We start from the raw sequence: 17,389 nt of genomic DNA, 5'->3' as shown, positions 1-17,389 counted from the left end.
ATAGTCTATTCAAAGGCTTCTATCTCAAAATGAATAGCTTCCCACTGCTCCATTAAGCTATCTAAATTGTTCTTTAGCTTTTCATAATCGTCAAAGAAATTAGGTTTAGATGTGACCTCTTCATAATTAATTAGAAGCTCTGCATCAATAACTTTAATCTTACGTTCTATATCGTTAATTTTGGCTTCAACGTTACTTAATTTATTGTTTAAGGATTTTAATTTTTTCTGATCTTCGTAAGATTGTTGCTTTGTTTCCTTAGGTGTTTCTTTTACAACTGTACGCTTTTCTACTTCACGAAGATTTTCAACATTACGTTGTTCAAGGTAAAAATCGATATCGCCTAAATATTCTTTTAATTTATGATCTTTAAATTCATAAACGCGATCTGTTAAACCCTGAAGAAAATCACGGTCGTGAGATACCAGAATTAAAGTTCCTTCAAAACGCTTTAACGCTTCTTTTAATACATTTTTCGATTTAATATCTAAGTGGTTGGTGGGCTCATCCATAACCAACACGTTAAACGGCTGTAACATTAATTTTGCCAAAGCTAAACGGTTACGCTCCCCACCTGAAAGTACACGAACATATTTATCAACTTCATCGCCTCTGAATAAAAACGATCCTAAAATATCGCGGACTTTACTGCGGTTGGTTTCATTAGCAGCATCAATCATCGTATCGTGAATGGTTTTATTGCCATCTAAATACTCCGCCTGATTTTGTGCAAAATATCCAATCTGTACATTATGCCCAAGTTTTAAACTTCCTTCGTGCTTAATATCGCCGACAATAATTTTAGCTAAAGTCGATTTCCCTTGTCCGTTTTGCCCAACAAAAGCCGTTTTGCTATCGCGCTCTATCATTAAATCTACTTCACGCAACACTTCATTATTCCCGTAACTTTTAGAAATCTTATCGGTCTCTACAACTACTTTTCCTGGTGTTACAGATACGGGGAAATTTAAGGTCATTACGCTGTTATCATCTTCATCAACCTCAATTCGCTCTATTTTATCCAGCTTTTTAATAAGCGATTGCGCCATAGTTGCCTTTGAAGCTTTGGCGCGGAATTTCTCAATAAGTTTCTCGGTTTGTTCGATTTGTTTCTGTTGATTTTTTTGAGAAGCCAATTGTTGTGTTCTTAGTTCCTCACGAAGCACCAAATATTTTGAATACGGTTTCGGATAATCGTAAATACGTCCCAATGAAATCTCAATAGTTCGATTCGTTACATTATCTAAAAACATTTTATCGTGCGAAACGATGGCCACAGCTCCAGAATACGATTTTAAAAACCCTTCTAACCAGATAATAGATTCGATATCCAAGTGGTTGGTAGGCTCATCGAGCAATAAAATATCATTACTTTGAAGCAATAACTTAGCCAATTCTATACGCATACGCCAACCTCCGGAAAAGGTATCGGTAAGTTTATTAAAGTCTTCGCGTTTAAATCCTAAGCCCTGAAGAATCTTTTCGGTTTCTCCCTGATAATTGTAACCTCCAAGTATTTCGTATTGATGCTGCAGATCGTTAATATCAATCATTAACTGATGATATGCATCACTCTCATAATCGGTACGTTCGGCTAATTCAGCATTCACCTGTTCCATTTGAGCTTCTAACTCCTTTATTTCGGTGAAAGCCTGATAAGACTCCTCTAAAACAGTACGACCAAGAATAAAATCGATATCCTGTTTCAAAAATCCTATTTTTAAATCTTTATCGGAAGCAATTTGCCCCGTATCTGGTTCTAATTCTCGAGCTAAAATTTTAAGCATGGTCGATTTACCTGCTCCATTTTTACCAATAAGTCCTACCCGATCACCTCCAACCAGTTTAAACGTTATATCCTCAAACAGGTATTCGCCTTGAAACGAAATCGATAAATTATGAATGTTTAGCATAGAATTGTAACTTATATCACAGAACCGTAAAGTTTAAAAAATTATATTTGTTCTGAAAGATTAAGAATGCAAAAGTACATTAAATAATATGTTTTCAAAAGGCTCAAAACTATATAGTATATTCACCGGAACTTGCCCGAAGTGCCATGAAGAATCGATGTTTAAAAACAAAAACCCTTATGTACTTTCTGAAGCTTTAGATATGCATGAAACCTGCAGTAATTGCGGTACGAAATATAAAATAGAACCGTCATTCTTTTACGGCTCCATGTACGTAAGTTATGCTGTTGGTATCGCTTTTGCCGTTGCGGCTTTTGTAATTTCTTATTTTGTATTTAATGCAGGCTTAAACGCCATGTTTATTTCTATTGTAGCAACTCTTATTGTTTTTATGCCTGTTATTTTACGACTTTCAAGAAATATCTGGATTAACTTTTTCATCCATTACGATAAGTCATTTGCCAAACCTAAGAAGTAATTACTGAAAGCGTTTTATATCAATTTCATCCTCTAATGGTATTCCATTTTCAATAAAATGGTATAACTGCCTGGCTACATACGGCCCAATCATTACACCTCGCGTACCTAATCCATTAAGTACGTACATGTTTCTGTAATCTGAATGACGTCCTACTAATGGTCTGCGGTCCTTAACTGTTGGGCGCACGCCTGCCACCTGATTTACTATTGTAAATGGGCAATTAATTATTTTCTGAAGTTTTGCTGAAAGTTCTTCCTTCGCTACTTCTGAAGGTTGATTTGTTAAGTCCTTCCATTCGTAAGTAGCGCCAACAATATAATCATCGTCACCTAAGGGTATTAAAAATGCTCCTGCCTTTAATACATAATCAATTTTAAGTTCTGGTGCATTTATTATTAGCAACTCTCCTTTAGCCGGATTTAACGGTAAATTATTGAAAAACGGATTATCCTTAATACCGAAACCTTCTGCAAATACTAAATGTTTAGCTTTAATATCACGATATTCTATACCAATATTTTCAAATTTCAATTCATCATAATCAAACAGAGTGTCATTGAGTTGATTATTTTTATGTAATTTGTTTTTATAAGCCTCTATCAAGGTTTTTACATCAATACGACCAGTTTCTAACACCTCCCCAAAACCAAAAGGTGCCTCTACGGCTTCATTGGTGTTTTTAACTATTTTTGTCGATAAATATTTTGATAGTATTGGTTTATCTGACGCTGTAAACCAATCGTTCTGTTCTTCAAGCGAGGCAAATTTTCGGTAAACGGGCAGTTTATAATCCAATTTTACGCCTAATTCCTGTTCCAAACGTTCGTACATAGGTAAGGCTTGTTCCAACTGTTCCTGACATTTCCAAACGGGTGTAAAACGTTTTAACACCACCGGATTATATAATCCACCGGCCACAGTTGACGATAACTGTGAGGCATTATCGAACACCACAAAACTTTTATTATTCGCTCTTAATTGCTCGCAAAAACTAATACCTGCGAGCCCAATACCTACAACTATATAATCAACTTGAATCATACTGCGAAGATAAAAAATAAAAAAGCCAGCTTAATTAGGCTGGCTTTTTTATTTTTTATGAAAATCGGAATTAGTATGTCCACATATCTAACTCGAAATCACGAATTTTTTCTTTAATCCTTTCAGATTCCAATAGCTGCATCAATGCATTATCGGTTACATAATCTGTAATTGCTCTATCCTGCTGTACGTTTTCTTCTTTATAAATCATGGCATTGAAACGTCGGGAGTTTAACACGTGATCGAAAGAGAATGGCATTGAGCTATTCTTGTTATTAAACGATTTTGCTTCGTGTAGTACTTCGCGAGCATCCGGGAAAAATACCCAGAATAACTCTACCAAATCTGGTGTTTCAGAGTCTATAAAGTTTACGTCCGGAGCTACAGGAGCAATACCTAATAAACGGTATTTTAACTCAGCCTGACGCTTATCGAAATACCAAAGACCTTTAATACGGTACTCTACAATATCGGCAGCAGTAAGATCGCGTCTGTCGATATATTCTGCAGATAATTGTTCTCCGGCATTAATTTGCTCGATACCTAACTCTGTAGTATCAACTTTTGCTAATGCCGCTTGAATATCATCAAGGGTACGTTTGGTTTTAAAGTATGAATCGTCGTAGATGTTTTTTATCTTCCCATTTTTAATGTTCTTCATAAGCACATCATACAATGAACGTCTGTCGCTACCAATATTATTAGTATCTATCGGGTAATATAAAGGAAAGTTAGCACGCTCGTCAAGAACGATTCTCTCCCAAACCATTTTAGAATACAAAATATCTCTGTCGTCTACATAACCATACTCTAACGGTTTGTCATTATCAATAGCTATTTGAGCTTCTGTTCTCACACCAATCTCATCAGGGCTCTTTGCATTAAGAATGTTAGCCTGAGCAAACACACCTGATACAGTAAAAACAGTTGTAACGGTTAATAAAAAACTTTTTAAATTCATGTGCTTTGGTTTTATTTTTCTGTAGTTGAACTTCAACTAGGCTCTCTGTAATTTATATCATATCCATATTTCGATATGGATATGATATGATATTTTAACTATTAGTTAGTAAGCTCAATAATAACTGGCGATACTTTCTTAAGAATCACGCTAACACCACTAGCCTGAGCCTCGATGTCAAAGATTTGAACATCTGAACCACGTTTCGCTTTTAATAAAGCAGACTTAGCTCGGCTATCTAGTTTATTTCCACTTACATTAATTGTAGGTTGTCCTGGAACTTTAAATTTAAATCCTGTTACACGTAATGGTAATTCGAAATCGAAATCGTCGAATTTAGCACCAACAGTAGAAATCTCTAAAGACTGACGTTGCATTTTAATAGCTCCATCTTCACCTCTAACTGTACCGGTTGGCTTAGGTAAATCTTTAATTCTGAAGGTTGCTCTGTCTCCTACTTTTTGTCCGTCAGGTAATGTACCAGATACGTTAATAGTAACTTCTCTACCTTGAATTCTAGTCGCATCCATAACATACTTACTTCCACTTACACGGCTTAAACCTTGAGCTGAAGCATTTACATTATTATCGGCGATACCAGCGAATGAAATAGTCATTGGGTTTTTAACACCACGGTAAACAACATTCATTTTGTCTGCTGAAATAGTAGCCGAATTTGGTTTAGATACTGTAGCGAATGTTTGAGATACAGGCACCTCAATTTCTTCACCATCCTGAGCGAAGATTAATTTACCTTCAATTTTGTGCTCTCCTGGTCTACCAGTTCCTACGTTTAATTTTACACGACCATCTTCAATTGTGTATTGGTTCTCTGCTAACTTCACACCATCTAAAGTTAATTCAACTCTATTTGGTTTAGTAGTAGCATCTTTACGACCTAAAACGATAGCTCCATCAAAAGTCTCACCGTTAAAGTAAGCCGATTTAGAAGTTTCCATTAAGGTTGTATAGTTTGTCATAGATACTTCAGAAGTTAACGTTCCTTGCATCATTTTAGCTAAAATCTCTGACCCTACAGTTTTAACATCAGATTGTAACTGTGTCATTTTAGTTAAAGATGCCACTAAAGGGAATCCTTTGTAGTGGTAATCTAACCAATCTACTTTCTGATTTGAACGGTTGATTACAGGCTCTGTGCTGAATTTTTCGTTAACATCTGCAACAACTGAAGCCATTGCCGGATTATCTCCTAAAATTTCAACTACACCACTACGGAAAGTTTCCAATTGCTTTAAGAACTCTTCGCCTTCTGGTTTTAATTTATCGCCTTTAAAGAAATTATTGTCAAGGTAATCACCTTTGTCCATAATTTCATAATCTGTTGGATCATCAACTGTAGATGACATTTTAGATTTTAAATCAGCTAAATAATCATTAAGATTTTTAGATAACACTCGAATTTGCTCAGCTTTATCTAATAAAGGCTTGTATTTCTCTGTTTGTTCTTCAGCTTTTAACTTTAATCCGTCAAAAAACGCCAGGTTTCTTTCATCGGCTGCACTGTTTGACTCTGTTAAACGCTCGTTCATTAATCCGAAGGCTGAAAGCACTTCTTTCGACATATTTAATGCTAACATCGCAATGAAGATTAAATACATCAGATTAATCATTTTCTGTCTGGGTGATAAGTTTCCTCCTGCCATAACTAATTAGGTTTTTGGTTAATAATAATTAGATGACCCTAATTAGTTTTTGTTCATAGCAGATAACATACCGCCATATACTCCATTTAATGAAGATAAGTTTGAAGCTAAAGACTGCATTTGCTCTTTTAACTTCACAGCATTTTCAACTTGCTCTTGGTTGATTGAAGCTTGTTTGCTTGCGCTTTCTAATTGTACTTTATATAAGCTGTTTAAAGACTCCATTTGAGCAGCAGCTAAAGATAACTCTTCACTGTATTTTTTAGAAGCTTCGATACCGTTTGCTCCAGATGACATAGATTTAGCTGCACCTTCGAAATTTTTGATGCTTTCTCCTAAGCTTGTCATTAATTCACCATCAATTTTAGCTTCTTTCAATAATTCGTCTAATTTTTTAGATAATAAACCTGATGGTTCTGTTTCTTCTTTACGATCTCTTTTCACAGCCTTACCTCCAGCTAATTCTGGGTAAACTAAAGACCAATCTAAATCACTTTCTACTGGTTCGAAAGCTGATAACGCGAAAATAATTGCTTCGGTAACAAGACCTAATGTTAACATTAAGTTACCTGTAAGTGGACCAAACTCCATGTGAGTAATTTTGAATAGTGCCCCAATAATTACAATTGCTGCTCCTAATCCGTAAGCCATATTCATGAACTTTTTACTTGCTTTTGACTGTGCCATAATTCTGATTTTTTAGTTAAGTAATAAATTACTTAAGTAGGTTAATTAATAGGTTGTTATTTTGTTTATGATTTAGTTAATTAAGATTTTCTGGTTATAGCGTCTTACTTTCCGGTTACTTGTGTCCCCATGTAATCCTGAACAGTTCTGAAACCAATATAACTTCTTGCAGAATCTGCATATTCGAAATCTCTTGAACTTACTTGTAAATAGTATGCAACATCTTTCCAAGAACCACCACGTACAACTTTACGCTGGTTGTTATAATCGTTAACGTTAGGGTTGATTGTAGATGTGTATTCGTAAGACGAAGGATCGTAAGATGCATTTACCCATTCCGCTACGTTACCTGCCATATTATATAAGTTATAATCGTTAGGCTCATAAGATTTTGCCTCTACAGTATATAATGCCTGATCTGCAGCATAATCTCCCCGTACTGGCTTAAAGTTTGCCATAAAACATCCTCTATCACTCTTAGTGTAAGGACCTCCCCATGGATACGTTGCAGCTTGCAGACCACCACGAGCAGCGTATTCCCACTCAGCTTCAGAAGGTAATCTAAAACGGTTTACCATTTGTGCTCCTCTATCTTTTTGATATCCATTCTTATTGATTGTTCTCCACTCACAAAAAGCTTTAGCCTGTTTCCAAGTTACACCTACTACAGGATATTCACTATAAGCATCGTGCCAGAAATAATCGTTATGCATTGGCTCATTATAAGAGTAAGCGAAATCTCTAATCCAAACAGTTGTATCTGGATATACTTCAATTTCTTCCTTTTTAATAACATCGCTACGTTTTACTCCTCTGGCTTTAGCAGCTTCCTGGATATCCATATAATTGTATTGGAATTTAAATTTCTTAACATTCCAGGTACGCTGACCATTATACGACTCTTCCATTGGCAAATACATAGTATCCATAACCTCAGCGTAGAATTCGTCTGGATATTCAGCAGTATCATAAACTAAATCGATGTCTTTGTTTAATTTACGACCTTCATATCCTGTTGGCCCTAATCCGGTATAGTTTTCGAACATGTATTTTTCGTAAACTGTCATATTAGCAGTATCTGCATCTTTAAACGCATACTCACCAATACCACCATCGCCAGGTACTTTACCAACCTCGTCAGCCAGAATAGCAAGTTTAGTTCTTACTATCGAATCTCTAACCCAATTTACAAATTGGCGATATTCGCTGTTAGTAATTTCAGTAGCGTCCATATAGAAAGCACGTACTGTAACGGTTTTAGCAGGAGCATCCTGTACACCAGCCAAATCATCGTCGGCTTTACCCATAATAAATGAACCACCCGGTATTAATTCCATTCCATATGGCTTTTCCGGATGCCATTTTTTCCCTTGTACACCTACTAGCTCACCCTTATCGTTAGAGCCACAACTAGCAAGCAAAGTCATTACTGCGGTTAATAATATAAACTTCTTCATATCCATAGAAAACTCGAGGTTAATTATTTAAGCTTTGTTATTGAGAGCGTAAACATATTTATATATTTTTTAAAAAACAACTTTTTAAAGGAAAAAAATACGTTTCATCGTGAAAAAAAGGCATTTTATCGATAAAACACAACCTTTAAGCGGTAACAAATGTTAAATACTATTCTTTTGGAACGCCTTATACCAACGTTCAGGTACTTTATTTTGGCAGGCATCTATATAATCTTGGTGCATGCAAGGTAATAACGTATGTCTTTTTAATTTATTATTAACATTTGATAAAAAAGGAATCTCAATCCACCATCTACCGGTCTTTATACTTTTATAAAACACCAATTCCTGATCTTCTACCAAGGAAATAAATTTTTGATAAGAGGCATCATCTGAAAAATCTTCATCATTCACACGACAATTTACTCCTTCAATAAAATACCAAAGCATTTGAGACATAAGCATAGAAGTCATGTCATCATCTTTAGATGGTTTATATTCATAAATACCAAATGAAGATACTTTATTACTTATACCCGCATATCTGGCCATAGCACAAATCTCCTTGCCATCTAATCCGTTTGGTGAAAATTTTTGTTTTAAACTCACTTCAGAGCCACGTACAGAAGTTAAATCTACACTAACCATATTAGCATCCCGCATTACAGGCTCGACAATAGTTACATTATTAGATACCTCACCTAACCTGTATGCCTCAAAATACAGATTATCCATTAAATCTTTTTCTTCCTGAGAATTAAAATAGGTTTGATAGCCTATTGTTGCGTAGTTAAATAAATTATAGGGTTCATCTAATATTATTTTCCCCATAAAACTATTATTCTTGATAGGTTTTGATGAATCTCCCAAATCGAACCTACAATCGACATTTACCAGATTAACCATGGGCTGAATGTTATCGTAAGCACGATAGACTGCGTATGTTAAATCCTGTGTCCCACCTATAATAACCGGAATTATATTCTGTTTGATAAGCTCACTAACGGTAGATTTTAAAGCAAAGTAGGTATCTTCAACCGTCTCACCGCGTTGAATATCTCCTAAATCGGCCACCGTTGTACTCCAACTTCCTGGAAATAGACTGTAAAACGTTTTTCGAACTTCGTTAAGCTGAAACGTTTCACCTATATAATTGATATCATTTCTATTTTCTAAAACACCGAAAACAGCAATATCTACATCTTCTAAATCAGGAAAGCCCTTTTTAACGGAATGAATTTTAATTTTTTTTCCTAAAGCTTGAGCCGAAAGCAACTCGTTATGAGCTAAAACCAAATCTGAAACAGGCGAGAAAAAATTAAAGGTCATAAGGGGCTGATAGTTTATTGATTAGTTTACTTACAAATATCATTAGAATAAATGAGTTATTATACGTTGTAAACATAAAAATAAACTAGCAATAATTATAATTTCCTAATTTAAGAAATCAATAATTACCATTTACGCAACCTTAAACTACTTCTTTTTAGCTGTTGTTTTCTTTGTTGTGGCTTTCTTAGCGGTCTTTTTCTTAGGTGTTTTGGCTTCAATTAACGCTTTTGCTTCTTCTAAAGTCATTTTAGCTGCATCAACCGTTTTATCCAGCTCAACCTTAATTTTACCTTTTATAACATTATGTCTTCCCCAACGTGCTTTTTCAACTTTAATTCCTTCTTCTTCCCAGTTATGCACCACCTTATCAATATCTTTCTGAATTTTAGTTTCGATAAGTTCTACAATGTCTGAATCGGATAAGTTATCCCAGTCGTATTTTTTATTCACATTGATAAACATATTGTTCCACTTAATAAATGGCCCAAAACGTCCTTTACCTTTTTGTACCGGTAATTCTTTGTAGTGATATATAGGAGCGTCGGCTTCCTGCTTTTCTTTAATTAACGCGATAGCATCTTCCAGCTCGACACTTAACGGATCCTGACCTTTTGGAAGTGAAACAAACTCTGAACCAAATTTCACATAAGGACCAAAACGCCCGTTGTTAACTTCAATCGTTTCTCCTTCATAAGTTCCTAAAGCTTTTGGAAGTTGAAATAAATCCATCGCCTCTTCAAATGTGATGGTATTCAATTGCTGATCCGGACTTAAACTTGCGAATTGTGGTTTTTCTTCGTCTTCAGGCGTTCCTATTTGAACCATTGGTCCAAACTTACCTAAACGCACACTCACCTGTTTACCCGTTGCAGGATCTACACCAAGAATACGTTCTCCTGATTCTCTATCGGCATTTTCCTGAACATCCTGAACCTGCGGATGAAAATCTTTATAGAAGTCTTTCATCATTTTAGACCAGTCTACTTTACCCTCAGCGATTTCATCGAAATCTTCCTCAACCTTAGCCGTGAAGTTATAATCTAATATCGATTCAAAATGATTCACCAAAAAGTCGGTTACAATCATACCAATATCGGTTGGCACTAACTTTCCTTTATCTGAACCTACTTTCTCTGATAATATTTTCGATTTTACAGCACCTCCTTTTAAAGTTAACTGCGTATAATCGCGCTCGGCACCATCAACCGTTCCTTTTTCAACATAATTACGATTTTGGATGGTTGAAATAGTCGGTGCATAGGTAGACGGACGACCAATACCTAACTCTTCCAGTTTCTTAACGAGAGAGGCCTCTGTATATCTTGCTGGCGGACGCGAGTAACGTTCGGTGGCAGTTATATAATTATTCAGCAATGTTTCATTTACTTTCATTGCTGGTAACATACCTTCTTGTTCTACATCTTCGTCATCAGTTCCTTCTAAATATACTTTTAAGAAACCATCAAAAGTAATAACCTCTCCACTAGCTGTGAATAATTCCTTATGTGTAGATGCGCTTACTTTTACATTAGTACGTTCTAACTCTGCTTCACTCATTTGTGATGCAATAGCACGCTTCCAGATTAAATCATACAAACGAGCCTGATCGCGATCTAAATCAACTGAATGCGTAGCAAAACTTGTTGGCCTGATCGCCTCGTGCGCTTCTTGAGCTCCTTTGGTTTTTCCAACATAATTTCTTGGCTTACTATATTTAGAACCGTAAGCTTTCTCGATCTCAGCTTGTGCTCCCTGACGTGCTTCATCAGATAAGTTAACACTATCTGTTCTCATATAAGTAATTAACCCCGACTCATACAAGCGCTGAGCCAAAGTCATGGTTTTACTTACCGAAAAATATAATTTACGTGATGCTTCCTGTTGTAATGTAGAGGTTGTAAATGGCGCTGCCGGCGATTTTTTAGCAGGTTTTTTATCTAATTCAGCAACTTTAAAATCGGCAGTGGCATTAGATTCTAAAAAAGCATAAGCTTCTTCTTTGGTCTCAAAATTCTTTGGAAGTTTAGCTTTGAATACTTGTCCGTTTTCATTTGAAAACTCAGCATCAATTCTGTAAGACGCCTCAGGAGTGAAACCTTGAATTTCACGCTCGCGCTCAACAATTAAACGTACCGAAACCGACTGCACACGACCTGCCGACAACCCGCCTTTAACTTTGCGCCAAAGTACCGGAGACAATTCGTAACCTACAATACGATCTAATATACGACGCGCCTGTTGCGCATCAACCAAATCATAATCAATACCTCTTGGATTTTCAATTGCTTTTTGAATTGCTGTTTTAGTAATCTCATGAAAAACAATACGTTTTGTTTTTTCTTTATCCAATTTCAAAGTTTCCGCCAAGTGCCATGCAATAGCCTCTCCCTCGCGGTCCTCATCACTTGCCAACCAAACCATTTCGGCATTCTTAGCTAAGTCCTTCAGTTTTTTTACGACCGCTTTCTTATCTTTAGAAACTTCATATTTTGGTTTAAAATCACCTTCAACATCTACCCCTAATTCCTTTGAAGGAAGATCGGAGATATGCCCAAAGCTCGACTCTACTTTAAATTCTTTTCCTAGAAATTTTTCAATAGTTTTCGCCTTAGCAGGTGACTCTACGATTACTAAATTCTTCGCCATACTTCGATTTTTTGAGGGTACAAATGTATATGAAAAAAAGTTTATCTGCCTAATTTCACGTAATATCTACCCTAATATATATAAAAAAAGCCCGTTTTCAGCAAGCAAAAAACGGGCTTTTTGTTTCATATTATAATTTATTCTACCGACGTTCCAATTTCATCGATAACATGTGCTTCGTTAAAACCTACAACATGCTTATAGATTAAATAGGTTGGATGATATACAAACGGAGCAGTAATTAACAACCCTATTCCACACAATAAAAAACCGACAATTTGAGACAACAATGACGCTACTAAAATTAAACCAAAGGTGATTAACCATTTCTTATTACCTAGTTTAAAACTCGTTTTCACAATATCACCCACACTAAATTCTGGGTTAAATGCAAAAACTAAAGTGAAATACGACAAAGGCACCATAACATATATTATAGGTAAATAACATAAAACTGCCGCCAATATTGAAATTCCTAAAGTTGCTAGAAGAAGCAGGAACAACTTTGTTAAATAGTTCATTTTAAAAAAATAGAAAAAATCTGAAGTTGTTGTTACCTCACCATAGTCCAGTTTTTTCATTATTCTAAAAAACCCGGCATTTATAGCTATCGATAAAGTTCCTAACAAAACGCCTCCAATCGAAACCAACAATACATACACAACTGTAATTCCTGCCATAAAATTATCAATAGCCTCTGTATTTCCATACCCACTATTTTGCTGAGCAATCATCATAGTTATAAACGGAATGTAAAATACAATAAGAATTGGCATCAAAACTATTAACGTAAACAGTTGCATTAAAAAGCCCTGCACCCAGGTTTTCTTAAACAATTCGATAGATTCACTAAGAATATTTCCAAAGTCTAAATCTTTAGCTTGAGCTATTTTTTCTAAGAATGTATTAATTGTATTCATGAAGTTATTTTGATTAGTATATAACCAAAGTAACTATTTTCTGTATTATTAAACAAAAATTAAAGCGGATTTAAAATTTTGTAAACCACTGAAAACGAAAAAGACTTGTTTAAAACAAGTCTTTTATAATTCTTATACTCTCATCTCTAATTCAAAGAAAAAGCACTTATCAATTTGACACCATTTTCTAAATATTCATATTGATACAAAGTATTACCCCCAATCATTAACAGTGAATTTTCCAAAGGAATTACATCTTTTGATTGAATATCTTTTAAATTTCCTAGCATATTCAAATTTAAAGGATCTGATTTATCAAACAACTTTAAACCGGAAGTCCCATCACAAACATAAAGCACATCGTCTTTTATTCCTAAACCATAGGGATTATCTAAACTGTACCGTGCCGCTAATTCAGGATAAGATTTATCGCTTACATCAATAACTTCAAGTACACTTTCTAACTGCCCACAAAAATTACCTCCTCGCAGAGTTAAATAGGCATAATTTCCATCTACAACAACAGGATCACAACCTTGCCAATGAATAAATTCTGAAACGTATTCAGGTCTTACCAGCTCATTCAAACTATATATATACATGCCGTTTGTACTACCTAAGTACAGATAATTATCGACATGAAACATAGTTTCAATATTCCAGCCCACAGACTGTATAACTTCCAAAGTTGGCGCACTTAATTCTTGAATATTAAAAATCGACATTTCAAACCGCCCAACCGCGTATAAATAATTATCAACAATTTGAAAACGTGCCAAAGAACCTCCAACTCCAGCAGTACTTTTGGTACCACCTGAAAAGGCATCATTCATAAGCCCTCCCGTTGCTTCCCAATATATTTTCTCTCTCCATTTACTACTAACCTTCCACCCAACAATAACATCTGTTTCATAGTTAAAGTTAGCATACTCTATGCGCTGAGCCTCTAAAGGAACATCGTAATTATAAATATCAAAAACATCTTCTAATCTTTCAATTAATTTAATGTTGTACAAATCAGAAATATCAAACGCCAATAAATCACTGGCACTATCAGCATAAAGAATATCATCTTTTACAGAAACATCCTCGTTTTTCGGAATTTTAATAAACTTTATTTTTTTGGAAAAACAGGGTTCGAGTTATCTATTACATGAATTCCTTCATCAACTTCACCAATAAAAATGTAATTTTTATAAGCATAAATCTTACCTATCTCTTCCATAGCACATGGTTTTGTTACTTCAACCATTTTTCTAAATTCCGCCTTACTCATAATTTCCGGAGTGGCTACTTGAACGAGTTCCATGCCTACCTTATCACTATCACATGTAAATACAAGAACAGCAACTAATACAGGAAATAAATATTTTAGTCTCATAATGTTGGATGTTTGTTTTTAGATGCAGAAAATAAAAAATGGTTACGTAATAAAATTCAACATTTTTCATAATTTGAATATAAATTTTAAACTGTCACTTTGTCAGAAACAATAAATTAATTGTATCTTTGCATGCTTATTGAGATACACGCGTGATTGAGATAGTTATGGAGAAAATTATAGACGAAAACAAACAAGGAGAAACATTGGTTTTAAACCAAAAGGACGGCAATACCCGTAAACTTTTTATTGAAAGTTATGGTTGCCAAATGAATTTTAGCGATAGTGAGATTGTAGCATCTATTCTTACCGAACAAGGTTATAATACGACACAAAACTTAGAAGATGCCGATTTGGTTCTTGTTAACACCTGTTCTATTCGTGATAAAGCCGAGCAAACCGTTCGTAAACGTTTGGAAAAATACAACGCAGTAAAAAAATCGCACAACCCAGGCATGAAGGTCGGTGTCTTAGGATGTATGGCCGAACGTTTAAAAACAAAATTCTTAGAAGAAGAAAAAATCGTGGATCTTGTTGTAGGTCCTGATGCTTATAAAGATTTACCAAACTTATTAGCAGAAGTTGAAGAAGGACGAGATGCCATTAACGTGATTCTTTCCAAAGAAGAAACCTATGGTGATATCGCTCCAGTACGTTTAAATACTAATGGCGTAACGGCTTTTGTATCTATTACACGTGGTTGCGACAATATGTGTACCTTCTGTGTGGTACCGTTTACCCGTGGTCGTGAGCGTAGTAGAGATCCGCAAAGTATCATGGAAGAAATTACCGATTTATGGAACAGAGGCTTTAAAGAAGTGACGCTTCTTGGACAAAATGTTGATAGTTTCCTTTGGTATGGTGGCGGACTTAAAAAAGACTTTGAAAAAGCCAGCGATATTCAAAAAGCAACAGCCGTAAACTTCGCGCAGTTGTTAGACATGTGTGCTACATCATTCCCTAAAATGCGTTTCCGTTTCTCGACATCAAATCCTCAGGATATGACGTTAGATGTTATTGAATCTATGGCGAAACACAGAAATATTTGTAAATACATTCACCTTCCTGTGCAAAGTGGTAGCAACCGTATTTTACAGGAAATGAACCGCCAACACACCCGCGAAGAGTATTTTGAATTAATTGATAATATTAAACGTCTTATTCCAGATTGTGCTATTTCTCAGGATATGATTTCTGGTTTTCCAACCGAAACTGAAGAAGATCACCAGGATACACTTAGCCTAATGGAATATGTAAAATACGATTTCGGTTTTATGTTTGCTTATTCTGAAAGACCAGGTACTTTAGCTGAAAGAAAAATGGAAGATGATATTCCTGAAGACACCAAAAAACGTCGCTTACAGGAAATAATCGAGTTACAACAGGAACACAGCTTTTACCGTACAAAAGAGCATTTAGGAAAAGTTGAAGAAGTACTTGTTGAAAAACTTTCAAAACGTTCTAACGAGCATTGGTCAGGGCGTAATAGCCAAAATACAGTAGTGGTTTTCCCTAAAGGCGATTATAAACCAGGTGATTTTGTTAATGTAAAAATTACCGACTGTACAAGCACCACTTTAATTGGTGAAGCTGTAGGCTATTCAGAAAACAACTAATAATATTTATGGAATCTGTTCAAGCTATAAAACAACGATTTGGCATTATAGGTAATACCCCCGCGCTAAATCGTGCCATCGAAAAAGCCATCCAGGTAGCACCAACCGATATTTCGGTTTTGGTTACCGGCGAAAGTGGTGTTGGTAAAGAGAGTATTCCAAAAATTATACACCAGCTTTCCCACCGAAAACACAATAAATATATCGCAGTTAACTGTGGTGCCATTCCTGAAGGCACTATTGACAGTGAACTTTTTGGACACGAAAAAGGCGCCTTTACCGGAGCCACACAAACCCGTGAGGGATATTTTGAAGTGGCCGATGGCGGAACCATTTTTTTAGATGAAGTTGGTGAATTACCATTAACCACACAGGTACGTTTACTTCGTGTTTTAGAAAATGGTGAGTTTTTAAAAGTAGGATCGAGTAAAGTTCAAAAAACCAACGTTCGCATCGTGGCTGCAACAAACGTGAATATGTTTGAAGCCATCGAAAAAGAAAAATTCCGTGAAGATTTATACTACCGTTTAAGTACAGTGGAAATTCATCTGCCTCCATTACGCGAACGTCAGGAGGACATTCATTTGTTGTTCAGGAAATTTGCCAGCGATTTTGCCTTAAAATACAAAATGCCAACCATCAAATTAACCGATGCCGCCGTGCAAACGTTAACCAATTACAGATGGAGCGGAAACATCAGACAGTTACGTAATATCGCAGAACAATTATCGGTTTTAGAACAGGAAAGAACCATTTCGGCTGAAACTTTAGTAAGTTATCTTCCTAATAGTTCTTCAAATTTACCGGCAGTTATTAAAACATCTAAATCGGAAAGCGATTTTAGTAGTGAGCGTGAAATTTTATACAAAGTCCTTTTCGATATGAAAAGCGACCTTAACGATTTAAAGAAATTAACGCTCGAATTAATGAAGAGTGGCAACACCAAAGACGTGGAGAAAAGTCACGAAGGATTAATTCAGAAAATCTACGGTAACGATACAGAGGATGATGAAGCTGAATACGAAGAAGACCCTATTCAAACCAGCGAAATGCTTTCCATTCCTGAGCATACCATTCAACGTGATATTCCAGAAGCTGTTAGTGATAAATACCATTTTGCTGAAGAAATTGAAGAGGAAGAAACTTTATCGTTACAAGACAAAGAATTAGAATTAATTAAAAAATCGCTTGAGCGTCACGCTGGAAAACGTAAATTAGCTGCAGCCGAGTTGGGTATTAGCGAACGTACCTTATACCGAAAAATTAAACAATACAATTTGTAAAGCCATC

General features: G+C 35.6%; 14 protein-coding genes. 3 read left to right on the top strand and 11 right to left on the bottom strand.

All coding sequences use genetic code 11. From position 1 onward, the window contains the following. Positions 1 to 5 precede the first annotated feature (5 nt). Complete coding sequence (locus tag R1X58_RS08695) at positions 6 to 1,913, bottom strand: ABC-F family ATP-binding cassette domain-containing protein (protein WP_240573570.1); 1,908 nt, start codon at positions 1,911 to 1,913, stop codon at positions 6 to 8. Positions 1,914 to 2,001: 88 nt separating this feature from the next. Between R1X58_RS08695 and R1X58_RS08690 the strand changes: the two genes are divergently transcribed. Next, on the top strand, positions 2,002 to 2,391 hold the full coding sequence (locus R1X58_RS08690) for a DUF983 domain-containing protein (RefSeq protein ID WP_240573571.1): 390 nt from the start codon (positions 2,002 to 2,004) through the stop codon (positions 2,389 to 2,391). Here R1X58_RS08690 and R1X58_RS08685 read toward each other — a convergent pair whose 3' ends face one another. From R1X58_RS08685 to R1X58_RS08640, 10 genes are all read right to left on the bottom strand, one after another. Continuing rightward, positions 2,392 to 3,435: an NAD(P)/FAD-dependent oxidoreductase gene (locus tag R1X58_RS08685; protein ID WP_240573572.1), complete on the bottom strand. Its 1,044-nt coding sequence runs from the start codon at positions 3,433 to 3,435 to the stop codon at positions 2,392 to 2,394. It abuts the gene before it with no gap. A gap of 70 nt (positions 3,436 to 3,505) precedes the next feature. Continuing rightward, a complete protein-coding gene (porN, locus tag R1X58_RS08680; protein WP_240573573.1) occupies positions 3,506 to 4,396 on the bottom strand; it encodes a type IX secretion system ring subunit PorN/GldN in 891 nt (296 codons plus the stop codon). 101 nt (positions 4,397 to 4,497) lie between these two features. Continuing rightward, positions 4,498 to 6,060, bottom strand: a complete 1,563-nt coding sequence (porM, locus tag R1X58_RS08675) for a type IX secretion system motor protein PorM/GldM (RefSeq protein ID WP_240573574.1) — start codon at positions 6,058 to 6,060, stop codon at positions 4,498 to 4,500. A gap of 42 nt (positions 6,061 to 6,102) precedes the next feature. Further along, positions 6,103 to 6,747 carry a type IX secretion system motor protein PorL/GldL gene (porL, locus tag R1X58_RS08670; protein ID WP_240573575.1) on the bottom strand — a complete coding sequence of 215 codons (645 nt, stop codon included), beginning with the start codon at positions 6,745 to 6,747 and terminating at the stop codon, positions 6,103 to 6,105. A gap of 104 nt (positions 6,748 to 6,851) precedes the next feature. After that, complete coding sequence (gene porK, locus R1X58_RS08665; protein ID WP_240573576.1) at positions 6,852 to 8,204, bottom strand: T9SS ring complex lipoprotein PorK/GldK; 1,353 nt, start codon at positions 8,202 to 8,204, stop codon at positions 6,852 to 6,854. A gap of 162 nt (positions 8,205 to 8,366) precedes the next feature. After that, positions 8,367 to 9,533, bottom strand: a complete 1,167-nt coding sequence (locus R1X58_RS08660) for a formimidoylglutamase (protein ID WP_240573577.1) — start codon at positions 9,531 to 9,533, stop codon at positions 8,367 to 8,369. 147 nt (positions 9,534 to 9,680) lie between these two features. Next, on the bottom strand, positions 9,681 to 12,182 hold the full coding sequence (gene topA, locus R1X58_RS08655; protein WP_240573578.1) for a type I DNA topoisomerase: 2,502 nt from the start codon (positions 12,180 to 12,182) through the stop codon (positions 9,681 to 9,683). 137 nt (positions 12,183 to 12,319) lie between these two features. After that, positions 12,320 to 13,102 carry a hypothetical protein gene (locus tag R1X58_RS08650; RefSeq protein WP_240573579.1) on the bottom strand — a complete coding sequence of 261 codons (783 nt, stop codon included), beginning with the start codon at positions 13,100 to 13,102 and terminating at the stop codon, positions 12,320 to 12,322. A gap of 146 nt (positions 13,103 to 13,248) precedes the next feature. Next, positions 13,249 to 14,118: an LVIVD repeat-containing protein gene (locus tag R1X58_RS08645; protein WP_240573580.1), complete on the bottom strand. Its 870-nt coding sequence runs from the start codon at positions 14,116 to 14,118 to the stop codon at positions 13,249 to 13,251. 98 nt (positions 14,119 to 14,216) lie between these two features. Further along, complete coding sequence (locus R1X58_RS08640; protein ID WP_240573581.1) at positions 14,217 to 14,483, bottom strand: hypothetical protein; 267 nt, start codon at positions 14,481 to 14,483, stop codon at positions 14,217 to 14,219. A 167-nt stretch (positions 14,484 to 14,650) separates the two neighbouring features. Here R1X58_RS08640 and miaB point away from each other — a divergent pair, with 167 nt between their 5' ends. Further along, on the top strand, positions 14,651 to 16,099 hold the full coding sequence (miaB, locus tag R1X58_RS08635) for a tRNA (N6-isopentenyl adenosine(37)-C2)-methylthiotransferase MiaB (protein ID WP_240573582.1): 1,449 nt from the start codon (positions 14,651 to 14,653) through the stop codon (positions 16,097 to 16,099). Between the two features lie 8 nt (positions 16,100 to 16,107). Beyond that, entirely contained in the window at positions 16,108 to 17,382 is a 1,275-nt protein-coding gene (locus R1X58_RS08630; RefSeq protein ID WP_240573583.1) for a sigma-54 interaction domain-containing protein, read from the top strand. Positions 17,383 to 17,389 lie beyond the last annotated feature (7 nt).

This window comes from Aestuariibaculum lutulentum, from assembly GCF_032926325.1.
Classification (GTDB): Bacteria; Bacteroidota; Bacteroidia; order Flavobacteriales; family Flavobacteriaceae; genus Aestuariibaculum; species Aestuariibaculum lutulentum.
Note: the sequence above shows the minus strand (reverse complement) of the source record. Positions and strands in the feature narration are given on the sequence as shown.

Coding starts and splice junctions, on each gene's coding strand:
- R1X58_RS08660 (WP_240573577.1), bottom strand. CDS start 9,533: ATGACCTTTAATTTTTTCTCGCCTGTTTCAGATTTGGTTTTAGCTCAT.
- porK (WP_240573576.1), bottom strand. CDS start 8,204: ATGAAGAAGTTTATATTATTAACCGCAGTAATGACTTTGCTTGCTAGT.
- R1X58_RS08640 (WP_240573581.1), bottom strand. CDS start 14,483: ATGAGACTAAAATATTTATTTCCTGTATTAGTTGCTGTTCTTGTATTT.
- porL (WP_240573575.1), bottom strand. CDS start 6,747: ATGGCACAGTCAAAAGCAAGTAAAAAGTTCATGAATATGGCTTACGGA.
- R1X58_RS08695 (WP_240573570.1), bottom strand. CDS start 1,913: ATGCTAAACATTCATAATTTATCGATTTCGTTTCAAGGCGAATACCTG.
- miaB (WP_240573582.1), top strand. CDS start 14,651: ATGGAGAAAATTATAGACGAAAACAAACAAGGAGAAACATTGGTTTTA.
- R1X58_RS08650 (WP_240573579.1), bottom strand. CDS start 13,102: ATGAATACAATTAATACATTCTTAGAAAAAATAGCTCAAGCTAAAGAT.
- porN (WP_240573573.1), bottom strand. CDS start 4,396: ATGAATTTAAAAAGTTTTTTATTAACCGTTACAACTGTTTTTACTGTA.
- topA (WP_240573578.1), bottom strand. CDS start 12,182: ATGGCGAAGAATTTAGTAATCGTAGAGTCACCTGCTAAGGCGAAAACT.
- porM (WP_240573574.1), bottom strand. CDS start 6,060: ATGGCAGGAGGAAACTTATCACCCAGACAGAAAATGATTAATCTGATG.
- R1X58_RS08690 (WP_240573571.1), top strand. CDS start 2,002: ATGTTTTCAAAAGGCTCAAAACTATATAGTATATTCACCGGAACTTGC.
- R1X58_RS08630 (WP_240573583.1), top strand. CDS start 16,108: ATGGAATCTGTTCAAGCTATAAAACAACGATTTGGCATTATAGGTAAT.
- R1X58_RS08685 (WP_240573572.1), bottom strand. CDS start 3,435: ATGATTCAAGTTGATTATATAGTTGTAGGTATTGGGCTCGCAGGTATT.